Origin of the sequence: Streptomyces aculeolatus (assembly GCF_020400605.1) — a bacterium.
Classification (GTDB): domain Bacteria; phylum Actinomycetota; class Actinomycetes; order Streptomycetales; family Streptomycetaceae; genus Streptomyces; species Streptomyces aculeolatus.
In genome coordinates this window covers 26,971-47,930 of record NZ_JAINRD010000021.1, presented here as the reverse complement: position 1 = coordinate 47,930, position 20,960 = coordinate 26,971, and the positions used below count along the sequence as shown (strand labels likewise).

The window sequence follows — 20,960 nt, the reverse complement described above, 5'->3', positions numbered from 1 at the left end:
CGCCGGGAGCGCTCAGCCCTGGGGCGCTCCCGGCGGGGGAGGGTCCGGTACGCCCACGTTGACGCTGCCCATGTGCCAGGCGGCCGCGGAACCGCCGTCGGCCCGGATCTCCACGTCCCCGCCGACGGCCACCCCGCCGTCGCCCGCGGACGCGCCCGCGGCGCGGGCGTACGGGGCGACCAGCTCGCGCAACTGGTCGGCGGCGACGGCGCGCTCGGCCTCGTCCAGGCTCTCCAGCAGGATCTCGATGCGGGTCCGCCAGGCCGCTTCCAGGCCGACGCGCGCCCGCTCCACCGCGTCGGCGTCGGCCGCCGCGAGTTCGCCCGCGGTCCGGTCCAGGCGCGCCGACTCCGCCTGTTCGCGCTCCTCGTCGCCGCGGCCGAACCAGCCTGCCACCGCCCGCCGCAGAGCGGTCCAGCCGTCCGTGCCCGCGGCCTGGACCACCGCCGTCCCGCCCGCCGCCGCCAGTGCGGCCAGTGCCGGATCCAGCATCCCCACCCCTTTACCCGATTTACCCGGGTCGCGGGACCCGGGGCACTCAAGCTACCCGCCGGCCGGGGCGGCCGGGCGGCTTCCGCCGCGGCCGAGTGCACCGCGCCGGTCCCACTCGACGGGCAGGATGGGGGTACGTGGTCAAGAACGTTGCCCAGAACCGGAGGCACCGCGGGCCGACCGCAAGTCACGGGCGGCCGCCGCTGTCGGCGAACGGACGGAGCGCGGTCAGGGGTGCGCGTATCCGCAGGTGACCGGCGGCCGAGCCGCGGTCCGCCGGCCTGGGGCGTGGCCCCGGTTCGGCCGGAGCCGGGCCGTTCTGGCGAACCGTCAGGGGAGGTTCTGCTCGATGGCGGCGATATAGCGCTTGATCGAGTGGTCCCTTACGCCGTCCGCAGCGGGGGCGAAGGCGTCCGCGGTCAGTCCTTTGGCCCGGTCCGCCAGACTGCCGAGCAGAGGCATGGATGGAAGCTCAAGCGGTGAATCGCGCGACCTGATCGGCCATGATTGGCCGGTGCCCTTGTCCTTGGTCGGGCGACAGACCCCGGCGTACAGCCCGACTCGCCTGACGCCACCAGCGGCTTTTCCTTGGATAGGGCCTCCGACGCAGGTCGGAGGCCATGTCTAGTGATGCGCCATCCGAAACGGCACGGCTCTACGCTCGGTCGCGCCTGAGAGTCGTCTCGCAGAGCCCCAGGGCCATGCTGCCCATGAGCTGACGAGCGAAGTCCTCCAGAATCGAGGGGTTGGTAGCTAGGAACTCCATGACCCGCTCAGTTCGCTGCTCAGTCGAAAGCTCTTTCAGTTCCTGCTGCCATGCCAGGGTGGCAGCACCGCCATCCTCGACCTCGGCATTCACGATGAGGCTCCAGAGTGCCTGCTGGGCGTCCTCACGAGCGAGCCAAGTCATGAACATCCGCTGGAACTGCTCGCTCGTCACAGTGACCTTCGGGTCGCTGGGCGCGGTGGTCAGATCTTGGGAAGGCGCGTCAGCCTCGACCCCCGGGACGGCAACGGGAGGTGCCGTCGTGGTCCCGGCCCGCAAGGCCTTCTTCTGGGCTCTGCGGGCCTGCTGCTTCAGCACCAAGGCTTCGCCCTTGGCAACGAGGACCGGCACGGCCTGGGTATGCCACCAGTGGGCAACGCGAGGTTTTGCGATTTCTACGAGAGCACCGATGATCTGGTTCGCGATGACAGCCACGGCCTGTTGGCCGGGGGTGAGCTGAGGACGCTGATTCTCCACGTACTCGGTGACGTAGACGATCTCGGGTTTGTCTGTGGAACCTGACTCCTTTTCGGCCTTCAGGCGGATCTCGACGTGCTCCGGCCCCTTGCCACTCGTCTTGGGAGTGAACCCACGACTCCAGCCTTCGCTCTTCCGCGAGTCGGCGAGGCGCTCGCCCTTGGGGATACGAACAACTGCGTTGACCTCGTCGTACTCCTGGTCCTCGGCCATGCGTCCTCGTCAGTGCTCGGGTCCTCCTCGGCGCTCGGTCGGCGAGGAAGTCGCGGTAGTAGAACCTCACTCCTGACCGTAGCTGCAGCGTCCGACGATTTGGCAGGTTCGGCGAGCATCGCATCAGCCGCCACAGAGCCGCAGGTCCAAGGTTGTCACCAGTCCCCTTGCCGGATCCGCTCGTCGGACACGATCCCGTAGACGTACCGCCCAGAACGTTCGGGGCATCGTGGAATCTCCGACGGCCCCGCGATCGGCCATGCCTCCAGCGCTGACCTGATCTCGTGCCACTGCACGTTGCGCCGGCTCTCGACGATGACCAGGGTGTAGTGGTTGGTCCGGTAGGTGAAGGGCTTGCCGGTCTTCGTGTAGAAGACCTCGCCCTGGTGCTCCTCGATCCGAGGCCTCGCCGTCTCCATGTTGGGACCGACCGGCACCGGCTCGGGCGGAGGTGGCGGCGGCACTGGATGCCCTGCCCACCGGAGCCGTTCCTCGGGCGTTGGCTCTCGGCTACTTCGATGCCAGGATGCGCTCCCCGGCACGGTGGTCGAGGTGACTGCCAGCTCTGTTCCGTCCGGCAGCACCCCACGGCCAGGCTCTCGGTAGGGCTCCGCTATCTTGATGTCACGCCGCTCATAGCCGAGCCTGCTGGCAACTGACTCCAGGTCCCCATCTGAATGTTCCCGACGTACGACCACTGGTCCTCGCTCGCATCGTTCGAGAACTCCACGACGCCGACCAGGTAGACCCCGTTCTCGTTCGGGTCGCCGAAGAGCTGCCGCAAGCGGTCGGGTCCAAAGTCACCCATCATCTATCCGTCCACCCCTGCATCGCCGCTGTCAGATTCTCCGTCGATCAATGCGATCACAGTCTCCCTTGCGGCTGAGTCGCGTGCTTCGCCATCCGGGACCCGATCACAGCCACCCTGCTGAGCACCTCGGTGGCTTCCTTGAGTGTGGTTGAGGGCGGCAGCACGAAGCGCGCGCCGAACTCGACTTCACCGCTGAGCTTGGCCTGCTTCTCGCCGTAGCCAGCGCCGAGGAACGCTGGAGCGCCGAGCGCCTTGAGTCTAGCCACGCCATCCTTCTCCCACTGCAAGGTCTTGCGCGGCGGATGGGGTCTCCACGGAATCCAGTCCTCTTGGGCGAGGTATTCCTGCCAGAGCAGCGCCAGGTGATCCCAGTCGAAGGCCTTGGAGGAGGTGACTCGCTGCTGCACGAGGAAGAAGCGGAAGTCGACCCCGCGAAGCCCGCTGCTGTCGACGAGCTTGCCAACCTCCTGAGTCGGCAAGCTCTCGGTGGCGTCCCAACGGACGGTGTAGCCGCTGCCCGGAATCGGGGCGTCCACGATCGCGACGTACAGGCCACCGGAGCCGATCTCCCGGATGGCCTTCGATGAGCCGCCGGGCAAGGCGACGTTGTCGTACATATAGGCAGCACGAAGCCGGAGGGCGAGGTACAGGTCGATACCGTCGATCTGATTCCAGATTGTGTAGCCATCCACCTCCGGCACCTGGGACTCGATGTGGCTCGTCCAGGCTGTAGCGGTCGTCGCGGCCCACGGTACCGGGGACGAGGCGAAGGGAGCGATGAGCTCCTCCCAGGTGAGGTTCTGCCAGTCCTGGGCATGGGTGGTGTCGAGACGGATGGGCTGAAGCGAGACCGCCACGAACCGGCAGTCGTCTCGGTCCTCCTCGGCGACGTATCTGTAGTACCGCTCCAACTGTTCAATTCCGAGGCCGGCAAGCAGCTTCACCTCGACGACAGCGACAACCTTACCGTTCGCCTCCACCACAAGGTCGGGGCGATCCGATGCCTTCCGGCCCCGCGACTTCGAGACCTCCCGACGGATCTGGAGCGGGCCAACAGCGTCGATGCCGAGGACGGAGCGGGTGATCGCCTGGTCGGCATTCATGAGGGTGGCGAGCAGATCGCTCCACGCGTTCTCGCTGTTGATCGAGAGCAGGAAGCGAAGGTCCGGAAGGCCGCTCACTCGCTGCCCTCTCCCAGCTCCGCGTCGATGTTGAGCGCGCGGATCCTGGACTGCGACTGCGCGAGGAGCACCGCAGCGTTCTCGGCAAGGCGACGGGCGGACTTGAGCCGCAGGTCCAGCTCGACATCGTCACCCCAGCGGACTGACGTTGCGATGGCGAATGCGATCGAACCACCGGACTCCAAGTGGCCGACGATCTCCTTGTGGATGCGGCGGCTGGTGCGCTGACTAGAGCGATCCGTCTTGGCGTTGCGGTAGTTGCTGGCTCGCCTGGCCAGCTCCACGGACTCCCCGATGTAGAGCACACGGATGCCGTCGTCGCCCACACCGAAATCGTAGCGGTAAAGTCCTGGCGCTCGCGGGAGTCCGGGAAACCTCGGCAGACCGGCTTCGTCCAGCGTGATCGGGCCGGCGCTCAGCCACGAGAACGCAACGCGGACGTCGAGTGCCTCCAGTTCCTTGAGCTGGGACTCGTCGAAAGGCCCACGACGAGACGCGCCGGTCAGCCGCGGGATTGAGCCGCTCTCGGTGGCCGAGGATCCGGCACCTATCAAGAACCCGAGGTTCTGCAGCCACCGCCGAGAGGCATGCGACTGAAACCGGCTGCGTTTGGCACCTGTCGCAAGGGAGATGACCTGCTTGACCGGCCAATGCACGCCATCTACCTCGACCCAGTACTCGCGGATCTCCTTCGGCACGTGACCAGCGAGACGCCTACGAACAAGGGTGGGCGTCAGCTTGAAGGATTCGCCATGCCGAAGCCCGTCCCGCCGATCTCCGTGCTGCTACCGGGTCCTCGTCCCCATCCTGACCACCTTGTTGGTTGGGTTCGACGACAACAACACACATCTCACTGCTCACCTGACGCGCTACTGAACAGGGCTGCTGCGTATGCGGCGAGCGCCGCGGTCGGCAAACCACCGCACCGGACGTGGGGGCAGCCGGATGACCGAAGGAGTGCCGGTACGTGTGGGGGGCCGGGCCGGAACTGGCCGTAGCCGTGTGATGCGCGTGCGCGGCGGGGGCTGAACTCCGAATTTAAGGGACGTCAGTGGCGGCGTCGTTGCGGGCATGGCGAGGCCCCTCTGGTGAGCACTCTCCGTAAAGGATGACGGGCGTTCAAGCATGTCTGACGCATCGTCACCCATTCAAGATCATCTTGCGCACGCGTTGCACAAGATGATGAAAAGTAGCGGTGATCAACGGAAGGTCGAGAAAGGGTATAACCACAGCTCGTCGGGCATTTAGAGGTGTCGTGTCCCTTGCCGCCAAGGGGCACGACACCCCGCCGGTCAGATGTCGCGGAACGTCTCGATGCGGGCGCCCACCGAGTTGAGGCGGTCGGCCAGCGACTCGTAGCCCCGGTTGATGACGTAGACGTTGCGCAGCACCGACGTGCCTTCCGCGGCCATCATGCCCAGCAGCACCACCACCGCGGGGCGCAGCGCCGGCGGGCACATCATCTCCGTTTCGCGCCACCGCGTCGGGCCCTCCACCAGGACGCGGTGCGGGTCGAGGAGTTTGACGGCGGCGCCCAGGCGGGTCAGCTCCGTCAGGTAGATGGCGCGGTTGTCGTAGACCCAGTCGTGGATGAGAGTCGAGCCCTGGGCGGAGGCGGAGATGGCCGCGAAGAACGGGACGTTGTCGATGTTGAGGCCGGGGAACGGCATCGGGTGGATCTTGTCGATCGGGGCCTGGAGCTTCGACGGGCGCACGGTCAGATCGACCAGCCGCGTACGGCCGTTGTCGGCGGCGTACTCCGGGGTGCGGTCGAGGTCGAGGCCCATCTCCTCCAGCACCGACAGCTCGACCTCCAGGAACTCCACCGGCGCCCGGCGCACCGTCAGCTCCGACGACGTGACGACCGCCGCCGCCAGCAGGCTCATCGCCTCCACCGGGTCCTCGGACGGGGAGAAGTCGACGTCGCGGTCGATGTGCGGCACGCCGTGCACGCGCAGCGTGGTGGTGCCCACGCCGTCCACGCACACGCCCAGGTGCTCCAGGAAGAAGCACAGGTCCTGGACCATGTAGTTGGAGCTGGCGTTGCGGATCAGGGTCACGCCGTCGTGCCGGGCGGCGGCCAGCAGCGCGTTCTCGGTCACGGTGTCGCCGCGCTCGGTCAGCACGATGGCCCGGTCGGGGGCGATGCCCGGGACGACCTCGCAGTGGTAGACGCCCTCGGTCGCCGTCACGTCGAGGCCGAAGCGGCGCAGCACGGCCATGTGCGGCTGCACGGTCCTGGTGCCGAGGTCGCAGCCGCCCGCGTACGGGAGCCGGAAGCGCTCGGCGCGGTGCAGCAGCGGGCCGAGGAACATGATCACGCTGCGGGTGCGGCGCGCCGCGTCGTTGTCCATGGAGTCGAGGTCCAGCTCGGCCGGCGGTACGACCTCCAGGTCGGCGCCGTCGTTGATCCAGCGCGTCCGCACCCCGATGCTGCCCAGCACCTCCAGGATGCGGAAGACCTCCTCGATCCGCGCCACCCGGCGCAGCACCGTGCGCCCGGAGTTCAGCAGGGTGGCGCACAGCAGGGCGACGCAGGCGTTCTTGCTGGTCTTCACGTCGATGGCGCCGGAGAGCCGGCGGCCTCCGCTGACCCGCAGATGCATCGGGCCCGCGGTGCCCAGGGCGACGATCTCGCTGTCGAGGGCCTCGCCGATCCGCGCGATCATCTCCAGGCTGATGTTCTGGTGGCCGCGCTCGATGCGGTTGACGGCGCTCTGACTGGTGCCCAGCGCGGCGGCGAGCTGACTCTGCGACCATCCCCCGTGCTGCCGGGCGTCACGGATGAGTCTGCCGATGCGCACGAGGTAGTCGTCTGCCATGACTTGGACGCTATCTCACATATGAGATGCCCGCGCATTCAGGCGTTTCGCGCCTCGAATGTCACTGGTGTGCCGAATGCGGCCTTTCGGGTGGCGCGGCGCAGTGCCGCCAGCACGGCCCGGCCGAGGGTGAGCGTGCACACCGCCGTGACCACCGCGCGCGGCAGATCCCAACCCAGCGAGGTGGCAAGGCAGTACGCGACGAAGCGGGCGAGGTTCTCCGGCAGCGGATCGCCCGCGACGAACGACACGCCCGTCGACATGCCGCTCAGATACGGCCACCCCTGGAGATTCATGACCGTGCCGTAAAGAACCGAAGCGATTGCTCCATACGAGGCAAGCAGCCACAACTCCCCCCGCCCCCGCAGCCGCTCCGCCCCCGGTAGCAGCCCGGCGCCCATCGCGACCCAGCCCATGGCCAGCATCTGGAACGGCATCCAGGGCCCGACACCGCCCGTGAGCAGGGCGGACGCGAACATCGTCACGGACCCGAGCACGAACCCGAAGCCCGGCCCCAGCACCCGGCCGGAGAGCACCATGAGGAAGAACATCGGTTCGATCCCCGCCGTCCCGGCCCCGAGGGGCCGCAGCGCGGCGCCCACGGCGGCCAGCACCCCGAGCATGGCGACGGCCTTGGCGTCGAGCCCGTTGTCGGCGATGGTCGCGCCGACGACGGCGACGAGGAGGGGGAGCAGGGCGGCGAAGAGCCAGGGGGCGTCGCCGGAGTGCGCCAGGCCGGAGTCGGGCCCGGCGAGCAGCGGCCAGCCGAAGGCGGCGACGCCGATGGCGGAGACGAGGAGCAGGGCCGCGGCGGAGACGGGGCCGAGGCGGACCACGCGGAGGGCCTGCGGCCGGCGGAGCGGGGCGGGGGCAGGGGCGCGGTCGCCGCCCGGGTCCGCGGCGCCGGTGGTCGGGTACGTGTCGCTGCCGGGTGCCCCGGGTGCGCCGGGTGCCCCGGGTGTGCCGGGTGCGCCGGTGTCGTCCGAGGGCGTGGCGCCGCGCTCCTCGGCGGTCATGCCGCCGCCTCCAGTGCGGTCCGGACCTGGGCGACCGTCAGCCACGTCGTGCCCGTCGCCGTCTCGCTGCCCGCCGGGCTCAGGATCTTCGCCACCTGCGGTGCGAACGACGGCGAGGCGACGACGACCTCCGCCGTCGGCCCGTCGGCGACCACCTCGCCGTCCGCGAGGATCACCACGCGGTGCGCCAGTTCGGCCGCCAGCTCCACGTCGTGCGTCGCCAGCACGATCGCGTGGCCCGCCGCGGCCAGCCCGCGCAGCACGCCGACGAGCCGCGCCTTCGCGGCGTAGTCCAGGCCGCGGGTCGGCTCGTCGAGCAGCAGCAGCCGGGGGCGGGCGGTGAGGATCACGGCGAGCGCCAGCGCGAGCCGCTGGCCCTCCGACAGGTCGCGGGGGTGGGCGCCGTCCGGCACGCCGGGCAGCAGTTCGGCGACCAGGGCCCGGCAGGTGCCGGCCGCCGCCTGCGCGTCGCCGTCGGCGGCGTCGCACTCCGCGGCGACGGTGTCCGCGTACAGCAGGTCCCGCGGATCCTGCGGTACGAGCCCGGCGTGCCGCAGGAGTTCGGCGGGGCGGGTGCGGTGCGGGGCCAGGTCCCCGAGCCGTACGGAGCCGGCGGCCGGCCGGTGCATGCCGACGAAGCCGGCCAGCAGCGTGGACTTGCCGGCGCCGTTGCGGCCCATGACGGCGACGGTCTCGCCCGCCGCGACGGACAGCGACACCGCGCGCAGCACCTCGGCCCGCCCGCGCCGCACCGTCAGCCGCTCGGCGACGGCGGCGGGCCCGGCGAGGGGGACGAGGGGGGCGGCCGGTGCGGGTCCCGGCAGCCCCGCAAGCCGCTCCCGCAGCGGCGCCGCGCGCCGGCGCGCGTCCCGTACGGTCAGCGGCAGCGGCGTCCAGCCCGCCAGTCGGCCGAGCGCCACCACCGGCGGCCGCACCGGCGACAGCGCCATCATCTCCGCCGGCGCCCCGACCACCGGCGCCGCGCCCGGGGACGGCAGGACGATGACCTGGTCCGCGTACTGCACCACCCGCTCCAGCCGGTGCTCCGCCAGCAGCACCGTCGTGCCCAGGTCGTGCACCAGCCGCTGGAGCACCGCCAGCACCTCCTCCGCCGCCGCCGGATCGAGCGCCGACGTCGGCTCGTCCAGGACCAGCACCCGCGGGTGCGGCGTCAGCACCGAGCCGATCGCCACCCGCTGCTGCTGGCCGCCGGAGAGGGAGGCGATCGGCCGGTCGCGCAGCTCGGCGAGGCCCAGCAGGTCCAGGGTCTCCTCCACCCGGCGCCGCATCGTGTCGCGGGGCAGGCCCAGCGACTCCATGCCGTAGGCGAGTTCGTCCTCCACGGTGTCCGTGACGAAGTGGGCCAGCGGGTCCTGGCCCACCGTGCCGACGGCGTCGGCCAGTTCGCGCGGCGGGTGGGTGCGGGTGTCGCGGCCGTCGACGGTGACGCGGCCGCGCAGGGTGCCGCCGGTGAAGTGGGGCACGAGGCCGCAGACGGCGTTGAGCAGTGTCGACTTGCCGACTCCCGAGGGGCCGACGAGCAGCGCGAGTTCGCCCTCGGGGACGGTGAGGTCCACGCCCTGGATCGCGGGCTTCGCGGCGCCGTCGTAGACGACGGACACGTCCTCGAAACGGATCACTGGGCGGTCTCCTCGGTGGTTCGCGGGGTCTGCGGTTGTTGCTGTGGCTGCGGGCTCTGCGGGCTCTGCGGGCTCTGCGGGTTCTGGGGGTTCTGCTGCTTCTGCGGTGCCTGCCGGCGCGGCGGTACGGGGGCGACGAACGCCGGCAGCAGGCCCAGCAGGCAGCTCGCGGCCGGCCACAGCGGCAGTTGCGGCCCGGTCAGCGGTACGACGACGGGGTGCAGGGCGTCCGGCGCGTAGGAGTTGGCGTAGATCATCAGGCCGCCGACGGCCGCGCCGGAGGCGGCGACCAGCCAGGCGCGCGGGCCGAAGCGGTCGGGCCGGTAGCGGCTGCGCACCGCGCGGCGCCCGCCGAGCCACAGCCCGCCGGCCGCGGCGGCCGTGCCGAGCGCCAGGACGGGCGCCCCGTAGCCGGCGCCGGAGGCGGCGAGCAGCCCGTACGTGCCGGCGCAGACGCCGAGGAGCCCGCCGAGGGTGAGCGTGGCGGTGGTGACCCGGACGGCGCGGGGGAGTTTCGCCGTACGGCCGTACCCGCGGGCGTCCATCGCGGCGGCCAGCGCCACCGAACGCTCCAACGCGCCCTCCAGCACGGGCAGCCCGACCTGGACGAGGGCGCGCAGTCCGCGGTCGTCGCGGCCGCGCAGCCGGCGGGCGCGGCGCAGCCGGGCGACGTCGGCGACGAAGTGCGGGGCGAAGGTCATCGCGACGACGACGGCGACGCCGAGTTCGTACAGCGCGGCGGGCAGGGACTTCAGCAGGCGGGCGGGGTTGGCGAGGGCGTTGGCGGCGCCGACGCAGATGAGGAGGGCGGCGAGCTTCATGCCGTCGTAGAAGGCGAAGGTCAGCTGCTCGGCGGTGACCCGGCCGCCGAGGCGGACGCCCTGCGCCCACTCGGGGAGGGGGACCTCGGGCAGGGTGAAGAGGGTGTGGGTGCCGGGGATGGGCGAGCCGAGGAAGGTGGCGAAGAGGAGGCGGACGGCGATGACGAAGAGGCCGAGCTTGAGGAAGAGGGCGTAGGAGCGGGCCCACGGCGCGTCGGTGCGGCGGGCGGCGACGACGTAGCCGGCGACGGCGACGAGGAGCGCGAGGAGGAGGGGGTTGGTGGTACGGGAGGCGGCTGTGGCGAGGCCGAGAGCCCAGAGCCACCAGGCCCCGGCGTGCAAGGCGTTGGCCCGGTCGGCGACCGGGGGGCGCAGGACGCCGCCCCCGCGCCCCGCCGGCGCCGGCGCACTCGGCCCCTCGGCCGTGCGCGGGGAGCCGGGGCGGTGGGGGGCGGCGGGCGTCATGCGCGGCGGCGGCGCAACTGCCAGACCGTGAGGCCGGCGAGGACCGCGACCACGGCGATTCCGCCGACGGTGCCCGTGGACGGACCGGAGTCGCCGTCGTCGGCTGCGCTGTCGGTGCCGGCGGTGCCGTCGGCCGGGGCGGCGGAGAAGTCGGGCCCCGGCTCGTCGGCGGCGCCGGCCCCGCCCTCGCCGCCGGACGCCGGCTCGGCGCAACCGCTGCGCGGGTAGCCGTCGATGGCGCAGAGCAGGCCGTCGGAGTCGTAGCGCAGCGGCTCGGCGACGGCGGCGAGGGCGTCACCGAGGGTGGCGTCCTCGGGGACCGAGGCGCACTCCGTACGGACAAGGGGCGGGGTCTGGCCGCCGGGGGCGTGCGCGGCGGTGCCGAAGTCGAGGACGAGGGCGACGCGCTTGCCGTCGCCTGGCTCGGTGTCGCCGCAGATGGCGTCGAAGTCGGCGGCCCCGCGGGGGCGCGGCCCGCCGCCGGACTCCTCGCTGACGCCGAACCGCACGCCGTGCACGTCGCCGTCGCCGGGGCGCTCGATGCCGGGGCCCTTGGTGGCGTAGACCCACGAGTCGCCGTCCCGGTCCCAGAAGGACCAGTACCGGTACCCCTCCGCGGCCTGCGCCCCGGACGCACCCGCCCCGAGCACCAGCACGACGCCTCCGACCGCGGCCGCGACCGCCCGCCGCAGCCGCCGCAGGCCGGGCCGGACGGCCGATGCCGTCGAACCGGCCCCGGCCCCGCGGCCCGCGCGCGAGCCGGCGTTCATCCGCGCCTCTTTCTGCGGGCGCTCGCCAGCAGGCCTATCCCCGCACCGGCCGCCAGGCCCACCGCCAGCAGGGACCACACCGCCACGCCCGGGCCGCCGTCGTCCGGCGACTCCTCCTCCGCGGCCGTGTCCGCCGCCGGCTCCGCCGCCGTCGGCTGCGGGCCCGTCGCGTTGAGGCGGGCCACCAGGTCGGTGTCGCCGGCGAAGGCGCCGGGGTCGGCGTCGACCGCGGCGGCGGCGAGGATCAGGGTGGCCAGGGCCGCCGGGTTCTCCTTCGACCAGGCCAGGGTGCTCTTGTCCCGCTCCAGCCAGCCGTACGGCTCGCGCGCCGCGCTGCCGTGGCCGCCCGCGGCCAGCGCCAGGACGGCGACCGCGGTCGCGTTGTGGTCGGGGCCCTCGCCGGTCATCATCGGCAGGTGCCCGTCGCCGGCCGCGAGCTTCTGCGCCAGGTACGCCGCGCCGGCGTCCGCCGCCTGCGCGGGCGACGGGTCGTCCGTGCAGGCGCCCGCCTCGACCGGCTCGTCCTTGCCGCCCCCCGCGCCCTTCTCCGCCAGGCCGGCGCCGAGGCCGTTGCCCGTGCCGGCGAGGACCGCGGCCGCGGTGGCGTAGTCGTTGGGGAACAGCGCGCCGTCGTCCTCCGGCTGGTACGCGTACGCCCCCCGCTCCGCCTTCTTGGCGTCGCAGCCGAGTTGCAGCGCCGCCAGCGCGTCGTACGGGCTGCCGCCGTCCGCCGCCGTCTTCGCCGGCTCCTCGCCGACCGCGGCGAGCGCGCCGACGACGACCGCGGTGGAGTTGGCGTCCGTGGGGCCGCCGGGGTTGAAGCCCCAGCCGCCGTCCTCGTTCTGGATCTTCTTCAGCCAGGCAACGCCCTTGTCCACCGCCTTGCGCTCACCGCCCGCCGCGCTCAGCGCCTGCACCGCGGCGGCCGTCGCGTTGGTGTCCTCGGCGGCCGCGTCGCAGGGCTCGGCGACATCCGCGCGGTACGCGGCGAAGCCGCCGTCCGCACACTGCTGCCCGGTGAGGAAGCCCACCGCGGCCGGCGCCGGCCGCAAGTCCTGCGTGCGCTGGGCGAGGATGGCCAGCGACTGCCGCCAGACGCCGTCGAACTCGGGGTCCGCGGTGCCGTACAGCCCCTCGGGCAGCTTCTTCTGCGCGGGTGCGGAGAGTGGGGCGGCATGCGGGGCGGCTTGCGGTGCCGCATGCGGCGCGGTGGCGGCCGAGGCCGCCGTCGCCGAGCCGGCGACGGTCAGGGGCAGCAGCACTGCGGCGGCAAGTGCGGCGCGCGTGCCGCGGGCGGCGGCGGTCCGGCCTATCGGAGCCATGGCGGAGCGTGGGCCTTTCGGGACGGGGCGGCCGGCACAGCCGGCCGCGGCCGCCCGGCCGCGCGCGACGCACGCCGGGGGTGCCGGGCTCAGCTCCGCGTACCGCGACGGACGGGGCCCGGGCCGGCATCGCTGCCGGGCGGGGCCCCTTTGAGCCTGCCGCGCCCCGCGGGTGCTCCGGCTCGTACGGCCACGGGTGGCCGCACTCACGGTTGCGGGTCAGCGCCGGATTCGCACCGGCTTCTCCTGCGGGACGCGGTTGAAGTTGTGCGCTCACCTTACCGCCCCGTACCTGCGGAGGTCAGCGGCGGTCCCGGCCAGGGGGTGCCTGACGAGGGAGTTCCGTACGTGTCGGGCGTCCCGGTGCGGCCCTTACCCCCTCAGCAGCAGCCCGGGTCCGGCACCGCCGGCAGCCCCGCCCCGCCGAAGACCGCCCCCGTCGCCTCCTCGCCGCCGACCGCCGCGAGCGCGAGCAGCAGCGCCCCCGCCGTCCACGACGTCCGCTCCGCGGGCCAGATCGCGTCGTCCTCGAAGACGTACCCCGTCCAGTACATGCCGTCCTCCGCGCGCAGGTGCTTCAGCCAGCGCAGCACCTCCAGCGCCCGGTCGCCGCTGCCCGCCGCCCACAGCGCGAGCACCAGCTCCGCGCTCTCCCCGCCGGTCACCCACGGCCGGTCGCTGACGCAGCGGACGCCGAGCCCCGGCACGACGAAGCGGTCCCACTCGCGCTCGATGCGCGCGACGGCCGCCGGGCCGGTGACCGCGCCGCCGAGCACCGGGTAGTACCAGTCCATCGAGAAGCGGTCCTTGTCGAGGAAACGCTCCGGGTGCCGGCGGATCGCGTGCGCCAGCCGGCCGAGGGCGAGTTCCCAGCCGGGCTGCGGCTCGCCGAGGCGCTCGGCCGCGGCCAGCGCGCAGCGCAGCGCGTGGTGGACGGACGACGAGCCGGTCAGCAGCGCGTCGGTGCGGACCTCCCCGTCCGCGGGCTCGCGCTTCCAGCCCACCTGGCCGCCCGGCTGCTGGAGCCGCAGCACGAACTCCACCGCGCCCCGCACCACCGGCCACATCCGGCGCAGGAACGCCTCGTCGCCGGTGGCCAGATAGTGGTGCCAGACGCCCACCGCGGGGTACGCGCAGAAGTTCGTCTCCCGGCCCCGGTCCGTCGGCCGGGCCGCGTCCCCGTCCGCGTACGCCGCGTACCAGGAGCCGTCCGGGAGCTGGTGCCGGCGCAGCCACTCGTACGCCGCCTCCGCCCGCGCGTGCTCGCCCGCGGCGTCCAGGGCCATCGCCGCCTCGGTGTGGTCCCACGGGTCGAGGTGGTGCCCGCGGAACCACGGGATCGCCCCGTCGTCCCGCTGCACCGCGGCGATCCCGGCGACGGTCTGCGCCACCTCGACGGCGTCCAGCACGCCGGGCAGGACCAGGTGTTCCGTGCGCCCGGGGCTCGTCACCGGCCGCCCTCGTGGGGCTTGGTCGCGTACACGACGACACTCTTGCCCATCACGGGGTCGAGGAGCCGCTCGGCGAGGCGGGTGGCCAGCGGCTTCTTCATGATGTCCCAGACCAGCAGCTTGTGGTACGCGCGCACGGCCGGCGACCGGTCGTTGTCCACGCCGACCGCGCACTTGATCCACCAGTACGGGGAGTGCAGCGCGTGCGCGTGGTGGAGGCCGTAGGGCGAAAGGCCCGACTCGCGGATCCTGCCGACCAGTTCGTCCGCCTTGTAGATGCGGATGTGGCCGCCCTCGACCTCGTGGTACGCGTCCGAGAGGGCCCAGCAGACCTTCTCCGGCCCGTAGCGGGGGACCGTGACCGCGATCCGGCCGCCGGGGCGCAGCACGCGCACCATCTCGGCGAGCACGCCCTTGTCGTCGTGGATGTGCTCCATCACCTCGGAGACGATGACGACGTCGAAGCTGTCGTCGGGGAACGGCAGGGCGAGGGCGTCGCCCTCGACGGCGGTGGCGGTGGCGCCCGCCGGGGCCTCGCCCGCCTCCTTCATCGCGGCGAACCAGCGGGCGACTTCGCGGATCTCGGCGCCGTCGCGGTCGAGGGCGACGACGCGGGCGCCGCGCCGGTAGCACTCGAAGGCGTGCCGCCCCGCGCCGCAGCCGAGGTCGAGCACGCGGTCGCCGGGCGCGAGCGGGAAGCGGGTGAAGTCGACGGTCAGCAAGTCTCCTCCGGAGGGGTGGACGGGAGGCGTACGGGGTCGGTGCGGGGCGGGGGAGAGGAGTGCGCGGCGCGGGCGGCCGTCGCGGTGCGGGCCGCGATCGTCTCGCGGTAGCGCTCAGCGGTCAGCTTCGCCGCCTGCGCCCACGTGAAGCGCGCCAGCACCCGCTCGCGGCCCGCCGTCCCGAGGCGGTCGCGGAGGGGGGCGTCGCCGAGCAGCCGGGTGAGGGCCGCGGCCAGGGCGCCCGCGTCGCCCGGCGGGACCGCCAGGCACGTCTCGCCGTCCGGGCCCGCGACCTCCGGGATCGCGCCGCCGGTGGTGGCGACCAGGGGCGTGCCCGTCGCCATCGCCTCGGCGGCGGGCAGCGAGAAGCCCTCGTACAGCGAAGGCACGCACGCGACCTGCGCGCTGCGCAGCAGGCCGACCAGCTCGTCGTCGCTGATGCCGGTGACGAACCTGATCGCCCCGCCCAGCCCGAACCGCTCGACGGCCTGCGCGACGGGCCCGTCCTCGGCCCGCTTGCCGACCACCACCACGTGCGCGTCCGGCCGCTCCGTACGGATCTTCGCCAGCGCCTCGACGAGGTGGACCAGCCCCTTCAGCGGCACGTCCGCGCTCGCCGTGGTGACGATCCGGCCCGGCACCCGGGCCACTGCCGGGTCGGGGGTGAACAGGTCGGTGTCCGCGCCGATCGGCACCACGTGGACCCGTTCGGGGCGCACCCCGAGCTGGTCGGTGATCTGCGTACGGGACGAGCCGGAGACCGTCAGCACGGCCGGCAGCCGGCGGGCGACGCGGCGCTGCATGCGCGTGAACCCGTACCAGCGGCGCACCGAGTAGCGCCGCCGCCAGTCGGGGGCGGCGGCCAGCTCCAGGTCGCGGTCGACGGTGATCGGGTGGTGCACGGTGGTCACGAGCGGGGCGCCGAGGGAGCGGGTGCCGCCGAGGAGGCCGTAGCCGAGGGTCTGGTTGTCGTGGACGACGTCGAAGTCGCCGCGCCGGGCGGCCAGGTGGCGGCGGGCGCGGAGGCTGAAGGTCAGCGGCTCGGGGAAGCCGCCGGTCCACATCGTGCCGACTTCCAGGAGGTCGATCCAGTCGCGGTACTCGCCGCGCCCGGGGGTGCGGAACGGGTCGGGCTGCCGGTAGAGGTCGAGGCTGGGCAGCTCCGTCAGCGTGACGCCGGGGTCGAGCACGGGGTAGGGCTGGGCGCCGATCACCTCGACCCGGTGGCCGAGGCGGGCCAGCTCGCGCGAGAGGTGGCGGACGTAGACGCCCTGTCCGCCGCAGTAGGGGTTGCCCTTGTAGCTGAGCAGGGCGATGCGCAGCGGCACCTCGGCGGTCACGTACGGCCCCCTTCTCACTGCAGTTTCGCCGGAGCGTAACCGCTCGCGCTAATCTAGAACAAGTTTCAGGCAGACGTTCGGCGGCTTCGAATCTACCGGTTGGTAGCGAGACCTGCCCGCCGGCTCTGCCGTCGGGGGAAGCACGGCACAGATCGGGACACATGACGACAACATCGAGGGCCGTCCCGGGCGGGCCCGGCCGCCGCCCGGAGCGGCCGCAGCTCACCGAGCGGCAGGAGGAGCGCCGCCGCCGCATCCTGAAGGCCACCGCGGAGCTGGCCGGCCTCGGCGGCTTCGACGCGGTGCAGATGCGCGAGGTCGCGGAGCGGGCGGGCGTCGCGCTCGGCACGCTGTACCGCTACTTCCCGTCCAAGGTCCACCTGCTCGTCGCCACCCTCCAGGACCAGTTGCGCCAGCTCCAGGAGACGCTGCGCAAGCGCCCGCCGACCGCCGCGGAGCCGGGCGCCCGGGTGGCGCAGACGCTGATGCGCGCCTTCCGCGCGCTCCAGCGCGAGCCGCAGCTCGCGGACGCGATGGTGCGCGCCCTGATCTTCGCCGACCGGTCGGTGGGCCCGGAGGTCGAGGTCGCCTCCCGGCTGACGTCGGCGATCATCCTGGACGCGATGGGCGCCGGGGGCCGGCCGACGCCGGAGCAGCTGTCGGTGGCGCGGGTGATCGAGCACACGTGGCACGCGGCGCTCATCACCTGGCTGTCGGGGCGCGCGTCGAGCGCGCAGGTGCGGACCGACATCGAGACGGTCTGCCGGCTGGTCGGCGCGCCGGCGGACAGGCCCTAGCAGCCGCCCGGGCGCAGGTGGCGGGGTGTGCGGCCGGCGGAGAACACGGTGGCGGCGGGCGGGGTGTGCGCCCGTAGAGTGCGCTGGCATGAGACTCCCGTACGACCGCTACTGCGCCGAAGTCGTCGCACAGACCGACCTGCTGCGCCGCACCGTCCGCGGTGCCGACCTCGCCACCCGCGTGCCCACCTGTCCCGACTGGAGCCTGGGCGAACTCGCCGTGCACGTCGGCGGCGCGCACCGCTGGGCGGCCGAACTCGTCCGCACCCGCGCCACCGAGGAGCTGCCGGAGGAGACGGTGCCCGGCTACGCCGGTCCCGAGCCGCGCACCGCCGCCGCCCTCGACGCCTGGCTCGCCGAGGGCGCCGGGCTGCTCGCCGCGGAACTGCGCGCGGCGGGGGCGGACGCGGGGGTGTGGAGCTGGGCGGAGGAGCAGCGGGCCGCGTTCTGGGCGCGGCGGATGACGCACGAGACGGTGGTGCACCGGGCGGACGCGGACGGGGCGGCGGGGGTGGAGTTCGCCGTCGACGCGGACGTGGCCGCCGACGCGGTCGACGAGTGGCTGGAGATCCTCACGTTCGCGCAGCGCGGCGGCGACGCGGACCTGGCGGCGCTGCGCGCCCCGGAACTCGCGGGCTCGGGTATCCACTTGCACGCCACGGACACGCCGCCGGAGGCGGGCGCGGAGTGGCTGATCGAGTTGGGGGAGGCGGGGTTCGGCTGGCGCCGGGAACACGCGAAGGCGGCGGTGGCGCTGCGCGGGCCGCTGGCGGACGTACTGCTGGTGTTCTACCGGCGGCTGCCGCCGGACAGCGACCGGGTGCAGGTCCTGGGGGAGGCCGGGCTGCTGGGCAGGTGGCTGGCGGCGACGGCCTGGGGCTGAGCGGCACGGAGCGGCTGCCGTCGCGGGCGTCGCCGTGCGAGCCGTGGGGCGCCGTCCCGTACGGGCCCTGCGCGCTGCCGGGCGGCCCCGTCTCCGTACCGCCGCACGGCTGTCGGCACCCACGGCCGCGAAGACGCGGCTGCCCCCGCCCGAAGTTTCGGGCGGGGGCAGCCGGGGGCGTACCGGGCGGGGCCGTCAGGCGCCGCGCTGGATGCCCGTGGTGTCCTGCAGCACGCCGCGGCGGCCGTCCTGCGTCTGCGCGACCAGGGCGGCACCGCGCTGGTCCACCGCCAGGTACCAGATGCCGGGGGTCAGTTCGGCGATCTGGGCCGACGAGCCGTCCTCGGCGAACAGCGGCCGGGCCGCCGGCACCGCGAACCAGAACGGCGCGAACGAGCCGCCGCCCGCGGGCTGCGGCGCGGCCTGCGCCTGCTGCGGCCGGGCGCCGGCCTGCGGGCCGCCGGGCTGCGGGGCACCCGGGGCGGGCTGGCCGCCGAACGGCTGCTGCTGGCCGCCGAACGGGCTGCCGCCCTGCGGGCCGCCGGGCTGCGGGGCGCCCGGGCCGGGCTGGCCGCCGCCGGGGTAGCCGTAACCGGGCTGCGGCTGGCCGGCGCCGTACGGGGCGGCGGGCGCCGGGGCGCCGGGGCTGCCCAGCAGGTTCGCCTTGAGCGCCGGGACGGTGTGCCCGAGGACCGCGGCCGCGGTCATCGCGAGGTTGGCGATGAGCCCGAGGATCAGGCCGATGCCCATGCCGAAGATGTCTTCACCCACGGCCTCGTTGGCCATGTTGCGCGCGCCGCCGAAGAGCATGAAGAGCGAGCTGAGGAGTGCGGCGGCCGACAGCGCGGTGCCCCACTGGTCGAGCCGGAGCCCGCCGAACTCGCGGTCGCCGGTCTTCACCCGGCCCAGGAAGATGAGCGCGCCGGCGAAGATGCCGGTCAGGAATACGGCAGGCAGCAGGGGGAACTGGTCGGAGTCCCAGCCGTTGGGGACGTCCCCGCAGTCGGCCCCGCCGGGGCAGTCCACCGAGATGCTGCCGAGGAACGAGGCGATAATCAGCAGCAGCGCTGCTCCGATCACTACGCCGTCGCCCCGAGTGAGTGAGCGGATGTTCACGAAATGTCCCTTACGTATTGGTCGTTGTCGCTGTTGCTGGTGCGGATCCCTGCGCCGCGGAGCGCGAAATGCCGCCCCATCGTACGGGTCCGCGGATCGGCCACATCGGGCCCCCTGGCCACGAGTCCCCCTTGTTCCCCCGGTGTGCATTTCCCGGTCTGTCGACGACTTGCGCCTACCCTGCCAGGAAAGCCCCGATGCCGTTCGTGATTCCGTGCGCCGCCCGCTGCCGCCATGCGGCGTCCGTCAGCCGGCCGGCGTCCTTGGTGTCCCGCATATTGCCGCATTCGATGAAGACTTTGGGCACAGTCGAGAGGTTCAGCCCGCCCAGATCGGTGCGCACCGTGAAGCCTGTGTCGTTGCCCACATAGTTGGAGGGCTTACTTCCGGTTTCCTCCGCGAAGTGCGACTTCAACTCTTTGCCCAGCTTCCGTGAGGGCTTCACGATGGCGGTGGTGTCCGCCTTTCCCTCGTCCACCCTGCCCGGCAGGATCACGTGGAACCCGCGGGCGCCGGGCCCGCCGCCGTCGGCGTGGATGGAGACGACCGCGTCGGCCCCGGCCTTGTTGCCGGCCTCGGCGCGCTCGTCGACACACGGCCCGAACTCCCGCTTGCCGTCCTGCGTGAGCCGCACCTCCGCGCCCTGTGCGCGCAGCAGGGTGCGGGCGCGCCGGGCCACGTCGAGAGTGAAGTCCGCCTCGGCATAACCGCCGTTGGTGGCCGTGCCCGTGGTGTCGCACTCCTTGCGCACGGTGCCGATGTCGACCTGCCGGTTGATTTCCGCGGTGTGGTCGCGGTTGTTCGGGTTGTGCCCGGGGTCCAGCACGATCACCTTTCCGGCCAGCGGCTTCTCGCCCACCTCCGGGCCCTTCGGATCCTTCGCGTTCTGCGCGTCGTTCGAATCCTCGGGACCCTCGGCGGTGGGCCGGGTCGGGGAGGAGGACGCCGACGGGGCCCCACCGGGTTCCCGCCCGTTCGCCGCGGAACCGTCGCCGTCCACCGACTGCCACACGAGTACGCCGGCGAAGGCCAGCGGTGCCACGGGTGCGAGCAGAAGATAGGCGCGGAGAGGCCGCCGGTTCTGGCTGGACATCCGTGCGACCGTAGCAGAAGAATCCTGCGCTCAAATTCCCGCGCCGGTACGGCGCAGCACCCGCAGGCTCCGGTGGGCGGCGGTCTCCGTGAACGCCCCGGAGTCCAGCGCGCGGCGGTAGATACGGTACGGTGCCTGCCCGCCGTCCGCGGGTTCGGGGAACACGTCGTGCACGGCCAGCAGGCCGTCGGGCGCGACGTGCGGGGCCCAGCCCTCGTAGTCGGCGGTGGCGTGCTCGTCGGTGTGCCCGCCGTCGACGAACACCAGCCCCAGCGGCCGGTTCCACAGGGCCGCGGCCCGCGGGGAGCGGCCGACGACGGCGACGACGTGCTCCTCGAGGCCGGCCGCGTACAGGGTGCGGCGGAAGGTCGGCAGGGTGTCCGTCAGTCCCGTCGCGGGGTCGACGAGCGCGGGGTCGTGGTACTCCCAGCCGGGCTGCTGCTCCTCGCTGCCGCGGTGGTGGTCGACGGTGACGGCGACGACTCCCGGGCGGGCGGCGGCGCGCGCGGCGGCGGCGAGCAGGATGGTGGAGCGGCCGCAGTACGTGCCGACCTCCAGCAGGGGCAGGCCGAGGCCGGCGGCGTCTGCCGCGGCCGCGTACAGGGCGAGCCCCTCGTCGCGGGGCATGAAGCCGGGGGCGGCCTCGAAGGCGGCGAGGACGGCGGGGGCGGGGTGGGGCAGCTCCATCGGCGGTGCCTTCCTTCGGTCGGTGGGCGTCGTGGCCGGGGCGGCGCCGCCGGTGCCGCGTACCCGCCCGATCCT

The 20,960-nt window shown here is 73.3% G+C and carries 20 protein-coding genes; 2 read left to right on the top strand and 18 right to left on the bottom strand.

All coding sequences use genetic code 11. The features are described 5' to 3' along the window. Nucleotides 1-12: 12 nt before the first annotated feature. The 15 genes from LG396_RS28600 to LG396_RS28535 all read right to left on the bottom strand — a co-directional run bounded on the left by LG396_RS28600 (nt 13) and on the right by LG396_RS28535 (nt 16,309). Nucleotides 13-492, bottom strand: a complete 480-nt coding sequence (locus LG396_RS28600) for a hypothetical protein (protein ID WP_225796976.1) — start codon at nt 490-492, stop codon at nt 13-15. Between the two features lie 330 nt (nt 493-822). After that, entirely contained in the window at nt 823-954 is a 132-nt protein-coding gene (locus tag LG396_RS39435; protein ID WP_263979704.1) for a hypothetical protein, read from the bottom strand. 193 nt (nt 955-1,147) lie between these two features. Then, nucleotides 1,148-1,948 (bottom strand): hypothetical protein, encoded by an 801-nt coding sequence (locus tag LG396_RS28595; protein WP_225796975.1) that lies wholly within the window; start codon nt 1,946-1,948, stop codon nt 1,148-1,150. Nucleotides 1,949-2,103: 155 nt separating this feature from the next. After that, nucleotides 2,104-2,367: a hypothetical protein gene (locus tag LG396_RS28590; RefSeq protein WP_160310979.1), complete on the bottom strand. Its 264-nt coding sequence runs from the start codon at nt 2,365-2,367 to the stop codon at nt 2,104-2,106. Between the two features lie 445 nt (nt 2,368-2,812). Further along, a complete protein-coding gene (locus LG396_RS28585; RefSeq protein WP_225796974.1) occupies nt 2,813-3,940 on the bottom strand; it encodes a PD-(D/E)XK nuclease family protein in 1,128 nt (375 codons plus the stop codon). Continuing rightward, on the bottom strand, nt 3,937-4,638 hold the full coding sequence (locus LG396_RS28580) for a GIY-YIG nuclease family protein (RefSeq protein ID WP_225796973.1): 702 nt from the start codon (nt 4,636-4,638) through the stop codon (nt 3,937-3,939). The genes LG396_RS28585 and LG396_RS28580 overlap by 4 nt, the downstream gene beginning before the upstream one ends. 594 nt (nt 4,639-5,232) lie before the next feature. Continuing rightward, nucleotides 5,233-6,762: a UDP-N-acetylglucosamine 1-carboxyvinyltransferase gene (locus tag LG396_RS28575; RefSeq protein WP_225796972.1), complete on the bottom strand. Its 1,530-nt coding sequence runs from the start codon at nt 6,760-6,762 to the stop codon at nt 5,233-5,235. Between the two features lie 38 nt (nt 6,763-6,800). Beyond that, a complete protein-coding gene (locus LG396_RS28570; protein ID WP_225796971.1) occupies nt 6,801-7,778 on the bottom strand; it encodes an ECF transporter S component in 978 nt (325 codons plus the stop codon). Beyond that, complete coding sequence (locus tag LG396_RS28565) at nt 7,775-9,418, bottom strand: ABC transporter ATP-binding protein (RefSeq protein WP_225796970.1); 1,644 nt, start codon at nt 9,416-9,418, stop codon at nt 7,775-7,777. The genes LG396_RS28570 and LG396_RS28565 overlap by 4 nt, the downstream gene beginning before the upstream one ends. Continuing rightward, nucleotides 9,415-10,704: a CbiQ family ECF transporter T component gene (locus LG396_RS28560; protein WP_225796969.1), complete on the bottom strand. Its 1,290-nt coding sequence runs from the start codon at nt 10,702-10,704 to the stop codon at nt 9,415-9,417. The genes LG396_RS28565 and LG396_RS28560 overlap by 4 nt, the downstream gene beginning before the upstream one ends. After that, nucleotides 10,701-11,474 carry an SCO2322 family protein gene (locus LG396_RS28555; RefSeq protein WP_225796968.1) on the bottom strand — a complete coding sequence of 258 codons (774 nt, stop codon included), beginning with the start codon at nt 11,472-11,474 and terminating at the stop codon, nt 10,701-10,703. The genes LG396_RS28560 and LG396_RS28555 overlap by 4 nt, the downstream gene beginning before the upstream one ends. Continuing rightward, nucleotides 11,471-12,796: an SCO2321 family membrane protein gene (locus LG396_RS28550; protein WP_225796967.1), complete on the bottom strand. Its 1,326-nt coding sequence runs from the start codon at nt 12,794-12,796 to the stop codon at nt 11,471-11,473. Before LG396_RS28550 ends, LG396_RS28555 begins: the two co-directional genes overlap by 4 nt. A 380-nt stretch (nt 12,797-13,176) precedes the next feature. Further along, the gene (locus tag LG396_RS28545) at nt 13,177-14,247 is read right to left on the bottom strand and encodes a prenyltransferase/squalene oxidase repeat-containing protein (RefSeq protein ID WP_225796966.1); all 1,071 of its coding nucleotides are present in this window, start codon (nt 14,245-14,247) and stop codon (nt 13,177-13,179) included. Further along, the gene (locus LG396_RS28540; RefSeq protein WP_037749551.1) at nt 14,244-14,969 is read right to left on the bottom strand and encodes a class I SAM-dependent methyltransferase; all 726 of its coding nucleotides are present in this window, start codon (nt 14,967-14,969) and stop codon (nt 14,244-14,246) included. The genes LG396_RS28545 and LG396_RS28540 overlap by 4 nt, the downstream gene beginning before the upstream one ends. Continuing rightward, nucleotides 14,963-16,309: a glycosyltransferase family 4 protein gene (locus LG396_RS28535; RefSeq protein ID WP_225796965.1), complete on the bottom strand. Its 1,347-nt coding sequence runs from the start codon at nt 16,307-16,309 to the stop codon at nt 14,963-14,965. The genes LG396_RS28540 and LG396_RS28535 overlap by 7 nt, the downstream gene beginning before the upstream one ends. A 161-nt stretch (nt 16,310-16,470) precedes the next feature. Between LG396_RS28535 and LG396_RS28530 the strand changes: the two genes are divergently transcribed. Together LG396_RS28530 and LG396_RS28525 are read left to right on the top strand one after the other, a co-directional pair. Continuing rightward, a complete protein-coding gene (locus LG396_RS28530) occupies nt 16,471-17,106 on the top strand; it encodes a TetR family transcriptional regulator (RefSeq protein ID WP_225796964.1) in 636 nt (211 codons plus the stop codon). Nucleotides 17,107-17,194: 88 nt separating this feature from the next. Next, the gene (locus LG396_RS28525) at nt 17,195-17,989 is read left to right on the top strand and encodes a maleylpyruvate isomerase N-terminal domain-containing protein (RefSeq protein ID WP_225796963.1); all 795 of its coding nucleotides are present in this window, start codon (nt 17,195-17,197) and stop codon (nt 17,987-17,989) included. A 195-nt stretch (nt 17,990-18,184) separates the two neighbouring features. On the opposite strand, the gene LG396_RS28520 is transcribed toward LG396_RS28525, so the two are convergent. The 3 genes from LG396_RS28520 to LG396_RS28510 form a co-directional block, all read right to left on the bottom strand. Further along, nucleotides 18,185-19,069, bottom strand: coding sequence for a hypothetical protein (locus tag LG396_RS28520; RefSeq protein ID WP_018839072.1), 885 nt, complete (start codon nt 19,067-19,069; stop codon nt 18,185-18,187). Nucleotides 19,070-19,280: 211 nt separating this feature from the next. Beyond that, nucleotides 19,281-20,198, bottom strand: coding sequence for an N-acetylmuramoyl-L-alanine amidase (locus LG396_RS28515; RefSeq protein ID WP_225796962.1), 918 nt, complete (start codon nt 20,196-20,198; stop codon nt 19,281-19,283). Between the two features lie 30 nt (nt 20,199-20,228). Then, on the bottom strand, nt 20,229-20,885 hold the full coding sequence (locus LG396_RS28510) for a class I SAM-dependent methyltransferase (RefSeq protein WP_225796961.1): 657 nt from the start codon (nt 20,883-20,885) through the stop codon (nt 20,229-20,231). Nucleotides 20,886-20,960 lie beyond the last annotated feature (75 nt).